Below are 5680 nucleotides of genomic sequence, written 5' to 3' on the forward strand. Positions count from 1 at the left end.
GCGAAGGTTACAACCGGCTGGACATCAATGTACCCGAGCTCCTGGAATCACTTGCCTGGCCAGGATTCAGGAAGGTAGCAACCAAATACTGGAAAACGGGAATGGGAGAATATTACCGGTCGTTTTCGAAAGCTGCTTTTACCAAAGCATTGCAGGGATTGATCCCGGCAGTACGGATCGAGGATCTGGTTCCCGGCGGCTCCGGCGTCCGCGCACAGGCTTGTGACTACGACGGCGGCCTGCTGGATGATTTTTCAATTATCGAAAACAAAAATGCAATTAACGTTTGTAATGCACCCTCACCCGCAGCCACGTCATCGCTCTCAATCGGGCAGACGGTTTCGGAAAGAGTGTTGGCCCGGCTTTAAGCTCCCTTGCTGTCGACTTTAGTCGACGGCAAGGGATTGATTATAAAAAGTAAATTATTCTTTCTAATTTTATCTCTGCTGGCAAGCTCCTGAAAATGAGTAGCCGCCATTTACTACGTTCAAGAAAAGTGAAAATCGAAACTAAGAAAACCATGAACAAAACGGCAAACGCACCAGTGGCAGAAGCTGCTGATGGTGCAAAGAAAAGCGATCGATTGACTCGGTTAATTGAAAAAGTAATGGCGGACAAAGAATCCGTTAATCTGTACTACGACGGAAAAATTACCAGGGATGAGTTACATGCCAGAGGAGTTAGGTTCATTAAAGCCTTATAAGTACACAGTTGAATATCGTGATGGCGATGTAGAATACTATTTCAAAACTGGATCTGATGTTTTCTATTCGTGCTACTTTACAAGTGCATCAGGTATTTCGATGCTTACCCATTGATAAAAGACGACATCGTAACCTTTGGATTCAGACCAACTACCTTCTCCAGAGGCTTTTTTATGAAGAAATATGACGCGCGAATTAAGCAAACAATCTTCCAGATCTTAATGGACGTTGCTCGAAAACACCCAGAATGGTCGATTCTTGTTATGTATGACACCCAGGATGGTAGACAGCGGAATAGGAAAATTGCTTTCAATCGCTGGTACAATGAATACTGCAATCTGGTGAGTAGTCGTGTTACCAGGATTAGTATCCTTGCACAAGGTTTTGACGGAAGCAGTTTCAATTTGATGATGCTAGTGCCTAACACGTGCTCGAAGCTAGAACTCATTAAAAGTACCTGCATTGAAATCAAGGATGAATTAATATCCAAAGGATACCCGCCGTCTATTGAATGCAGAATAGAATGTAAGTAAAAAGCATTCAGCCAAAAACAAGAAGCCGTGGCTGCTTCTGCTGAAACGACCACGGCCTGAAATATAAATATCGAAAAAAGCCGATAGCTAACGGCCGAAAGCTGACAGCCTCCTACTCGTGACCTATCTTACTATTCTTCTTACCATATCCAAAATAAACCGCTAAGCCAATCGCCAGCCAAATGGCCAGACGGTACCAGCTTTCTACCGGCAGAGAGTACATAAGGTATACACAAACTACAATTCCCATGATTGGTACAAATGGGACCAGTGGCGTACGGAATGCACGGTGCAATTCAGGTCTTTTTACGCGGAGCATCCAAACACCCACACATACCAGGCAGAATGCGAACAAAGTACCGATACTTACCATGTGACCAAGATCACTCACCGGAACCAGTCCTGCGAAAATGCTTACAAAAGCCATAAAGAACAGGTTTGTCTTCCATGGCGTAGAAAATTTGGGATGCACTGCACTGAAAAATCTAGGCAGCAATCCGTCTTTACTCATCGAGTAAAACACGCGGCTCTGGCCCAAAAGCATCACGAGCATTACCGAAGTATATCCAGCTAAAATCGCGATGATCAATGCTGTTTGCAGCGAATCGTAGCCAGTTTTTGCGAATGCAGTTGCAGCTGGTTTTGCGTCGTTCAGGAAATCGGTGTATTTCACCAGACCAGTCATTACGTGCGCAAAAAGCACGTACAAAATCGTACAAACTACGAGCGAGCCCAGGATACCAATCGGCATTCCCTTTTGCGGGTTCTTCGCTTCTTGTGCGGCAGTGGACACTGCGTCGAATCCGATGAATGCAAAGAAGACGACAGCAGCCCCGGTGGCAATACCCGACCAGCCAAAGTTCTCGTAAGCGCCTGTGTTTTCAGGAATGTAAGGAACGTAGTTGTCAGGATTGATGTGGCTCCATCCCAATGCAATAAATATCAGTACTACAGCTACTTTCAGGACTACCAGAAAGTTGTTCAGAAATGCAGAACCTTCGGTACCACGGATCAGCAATAATGATAGCATGCACACGATGAAAATGGCGGGCAGGTTTACAATCCCGTTATCGATTACTGTTCCGTTACTAAGTGTTACCACTTCAAAAGGGGAACAAACCAGTTGAGTGGGAAGGTGTATGTCAAATTTGCTGAGCAATTCAAGCAGGTACCGCGACCAGCTCACCGAGACCGTTGCAGCACCGAGCGCATATTCAAGAACCAGATCCCAGCCGATGATCCAGGCCACGAACTCGCCCATTGTAGCATAAGAATAAGTATAGGCACTTCCGGCAATAGGTATCATGGAAGCAAATTCGGCGTAGCAAAGACCGGCAAAGCCGCAGCCTACCGCGGCAAGTATAAATGAGATCGTAACCGCAGGTCCTGAATGTTCCGCGGCGGCAATACCTGTTAGAGAGAAGAGTCCCGCACCAATGATGGCACCAATTCCTAGTGCTACCAGACTCGCGGACCCTAATGATCTTTTGAGCTGGTTAGCTTCGCCTGTTGATTCACTTAATAATTTCTCAATGGGCTTTTTAACCCATAATTGATTTGCCATAAGCTGTTTGTTGTAGTTATATGAACATCTTATAAAACTAAAAAGAAAATTTGCCAAAAAAGTAAAGACACAAAACAAAAAGAGGGATAGCATAACACTAACCCTCTTTTCTTCAACTTTATTAAGCTTTTACTTTCTTTGGCGCTGCTGGTGCAGTATCCGCTGTTGCGAGTGCAGGCGTTTTATTCTGGTCGCGCTGCAGAAGGTCAACCACGATTGGTGCCGCCACAAAAAGCGAAGAATAAGTACCTACGATTACACCAAGCAACATACAGAATGTAAATCCGCGGATTACTGCGCCTCCGAAAATCATCAATACGATCAGTACCAGGATTACCGAGATACCAGTTACCGCGGTACGGCTCAATGTACTGTTTAGTGCATTATTGATAACTGTTGGAAGGCTCTGGCCACGTGACTTATCATCGGCCAGGTAGTCACGGATACGGTCATAAATTACGACTGTATCGTTCATAGAATAACCGATCATAGTTAGGATTGCACCGATAAACGCCTGGTCGATATCGAGTGACCATGGTAACCAGCCATTGAACAGCGAGAATATCGCAAGGATAATCACCACGTCGTGTGCAAGTGACATAACCGCACCGTAGCTGAATGCAACTCTTTTAAACCGGATCAAAATATATACAAAGTTGGCAGCCAATGCAAGTAGTACCGCGTAAACAGCTGACCAAAGTGTATCCTGCGCCATAGTTGGCCCTACTTTGTTCGAGCTCACGATTTTCGCCGGGTTACCTCCGATTTTCTTCACACCTTCCATGATCTTCGCTTCCGCTTTCTGATCTGCATCCGCTGTTGTTTCTTCAATCAGGTAAGCAGTTGTGATTTTAACCTGATCCTGACCACCGAAAGTTTTTACCTCAGTTGCAGATCCAAGTGTTTCGTCCATTTTATTCCGAAGATCATCGGCATCTACATTATTCTCAAAACGAACCACATAAGAGCGGCCACCTTTGAAATCGATACCTAAACCAAATCCCTTGAAAATGAATGAACCGATCCCGATTGCGATAATTACTCCGGAGATCAGATAGAAACGCTTACGTTGTGACACGAAGTCGAAATCGTTGTCTTTAAACCAGTTCTTGGTGAGCCCCGTGTAGAAGTTGAATACTTTGCCTCTTTTGATCTGATATTCAAGTAACAGACGTGTAATGAAAATCGCGCTGAACAATGAAGTAAGCAGACCCAAAACCAGCGTAGTCGCGAAACCAAGTACCAATCCTGTACCGAATGTATAAAGGATAATACCTGTTAAAAGCGTAGTTACGTTCGAGTCAATAATCGCGCTCAATGAATGCTTGAAACCGTCACGTATTGCCTGTCCGAATGCCTTGCCTTCTTCCAGTTCGGTTTTAATACCTTCATAAATCAGTACGTTCGCATCTACCGCCATACCAATCGAAAGTACAATACCTGCGATACCTGAAAGTGTCAATACTGCACCCAGTGACGCCATTACACCCAAAAGGAAGAACAAGTTGATCAGCAATGCGATATCTGCGATCCAGCCTGCTTTGTTGTAATAAGCGACCATGAAAACCAATACGATCAGCAAACCAACCGCAGATGAAAGCAAACCGTCGTTAATCGCCTCAGCACCCAGTGATGAACCTACAACTGCTTCTTCTACAATGTGCGTCGGAGCAGGCAGTTTACCCGCTTTCAGCACGTTTGACATATCCTTTGTCTCTTCCACAGTGAAGTTCCCGGTAATGCTTGAGTTACCATTTGGAATTTCACCTTGCACAGTTGGTGCGGTGTAAACCAGGTTATCGATAATAATCGCTACCGGGCGACCAACACTACGGGCAGTGAGTGAGCGCCATTTACGGGCACCTTCTCCATTCATGCGCATGGTAACTTCCGGCCGGCCTCTTTCGTCGTAATCGTGTGTTGCATCCACAATCACGTCACCTTCCATTGCAGCTTCGCCGTTTGCCTTTTTGATAAAATACAAAGGCAGGATCAATTGGTTGTCACCGGCAGCTGTTCCTTTTCTGTCCCACATGAAAACAAGGTCAGCAGGGAACATTGAGCGTACTTCGGGGCGGCGCAGGATTTCTCCGGCACGTGCAGTGTCTTTCAGATAAACACCCAATCCTTGTGGCATTGGAACAAACAGGCTTGTCAATGCAGCAGTTTGTGCAGCTACCGCAGCTGAATCGTTTGCAGTAGAGTCGCTTTTCTGCGCCAGCTGTTCAGCCAGACCGCCAGTTGATGTTTTCTTGGTAGTATCAGCTGTTGCAATTGTTGCAGCAGCAGGTTTTTTCGATTTTTCAATTTCAGCTTGCTGGGTTAGGTACCGGCCCAATCCTTCCAGACCTGCGCCCAGTTCCTGAGTCAGGTATACTTCTGCAAATTCCAGTTTTGCAGCGCCTGAAAGCAAACGACGAACACGCTCAGGGTTATCAACACCAGGTAACTCAACCAGAATCCGGTTTTGACCAGGCAAGCGCTGGATGTTTGGGTTAGTTACCCCAAACTTGTCAATACGTGCAGAAGTGATCTGGAATGCGCGGTCAATGGAATTGTTTACCTCGGTGTTCAACATTTTAACTACATCTCCATCAGATGAATTGCTGCTGATCTTGCCGCGGTTGGCGCTGGTTGCAAACAGGGAAGCAAGGCTGCTATTAGGCGCTGCTTCTTTGTATGCTGCCGCAAAACGGTTAATGAATGTGCTGTTGCTGGCCGCTTTGTCTTCGCCAGCTTTTTTCAATGCAGTCTGGAAAGCGGCGCTGCGTGCATTTCCGCCTGCCATTCCTTTCAAAATGTCAGCAGGTGCTACTTCAAGTACCACGTGCATTCCACCTTGCAGGTCAAGACCCAGGTTCAATTCACGTTCGGTAACT

3 protein-coding genes and 1 pseudogene are annotated in these 5680 nt (G+C 45.9%); 2 read left to right on the forward strand and 2 right to left on the reverse strand.

The window, feature by feature from the left end:
* Together ACTIE6_RS16205 and ACTIE6_RS16210 are read left to right on the forward strand one after the other, a co-directional pair.
* Positions 1–368: pseudogene (locus ACTIE6_RS16205) on the forward strand (L-2-hydroxyglutarate oxidase); the annotation flags it as partial.
* A 128-nt stretch (positions 369–496) separates the two neighbouring features.
* A complete protein-coding gene (locus ACTIE6_RS16210) occupies positions 497–703 on the forward strand; it encodes a hypothetical protein (RefSeq protein WP_439557634.1) in 207 nt (68 codons plus the stop codon).
* A gap of 646 nt (positions 704–1349) precedes the next feature.
* Here the strand turns inward: ACTIE6_RS16210 and ACTIE6_RS16215 are convergent.
* Both ACTIE6_RS16215 and secDF read right to left on the reverse strand, forming a co-directional pair.
* The gene (locus ACTIE6_RS16215; protein ID WP_439557635.1) at positions 1350–2801 is read right to left on the reverse strand and encodes an amino acid permease; all 1452 of its coding nucleotides are present in this window, start codon (positions 2799–2801) and stop codon (positions 1350–1352) included.
* Positions 2802–2922: 121 nt separating this feature from the next.
* The coding region (gene secDF, locus ACTIE6_RS16220; RefSeq protein ID WP_439557636.1) for a protein translocase subunit SecDF at positions 2923–5680 on the reverse strand (2758 nt) is incomplete at its 5' end.

Source organism: Dyadobacter sp., from assembly GCF_051859145.1.
Classification (GTDB): domain Bacteria; phylum Bacteroidota; class Bacteroidia; order Cytophagales; family Spirosomataceae; genus Dyadobacter.

Excerpts from the sequence above, each read along its gene's own strand:
- ACTIE6_RS16215 (WP_439557635.1), bottom strand. The coding sequence starts at position 2,801 with ATGGCAAATCAATTATGGGTTAAAAAGCCCATTGAGAAATTATTAAGT.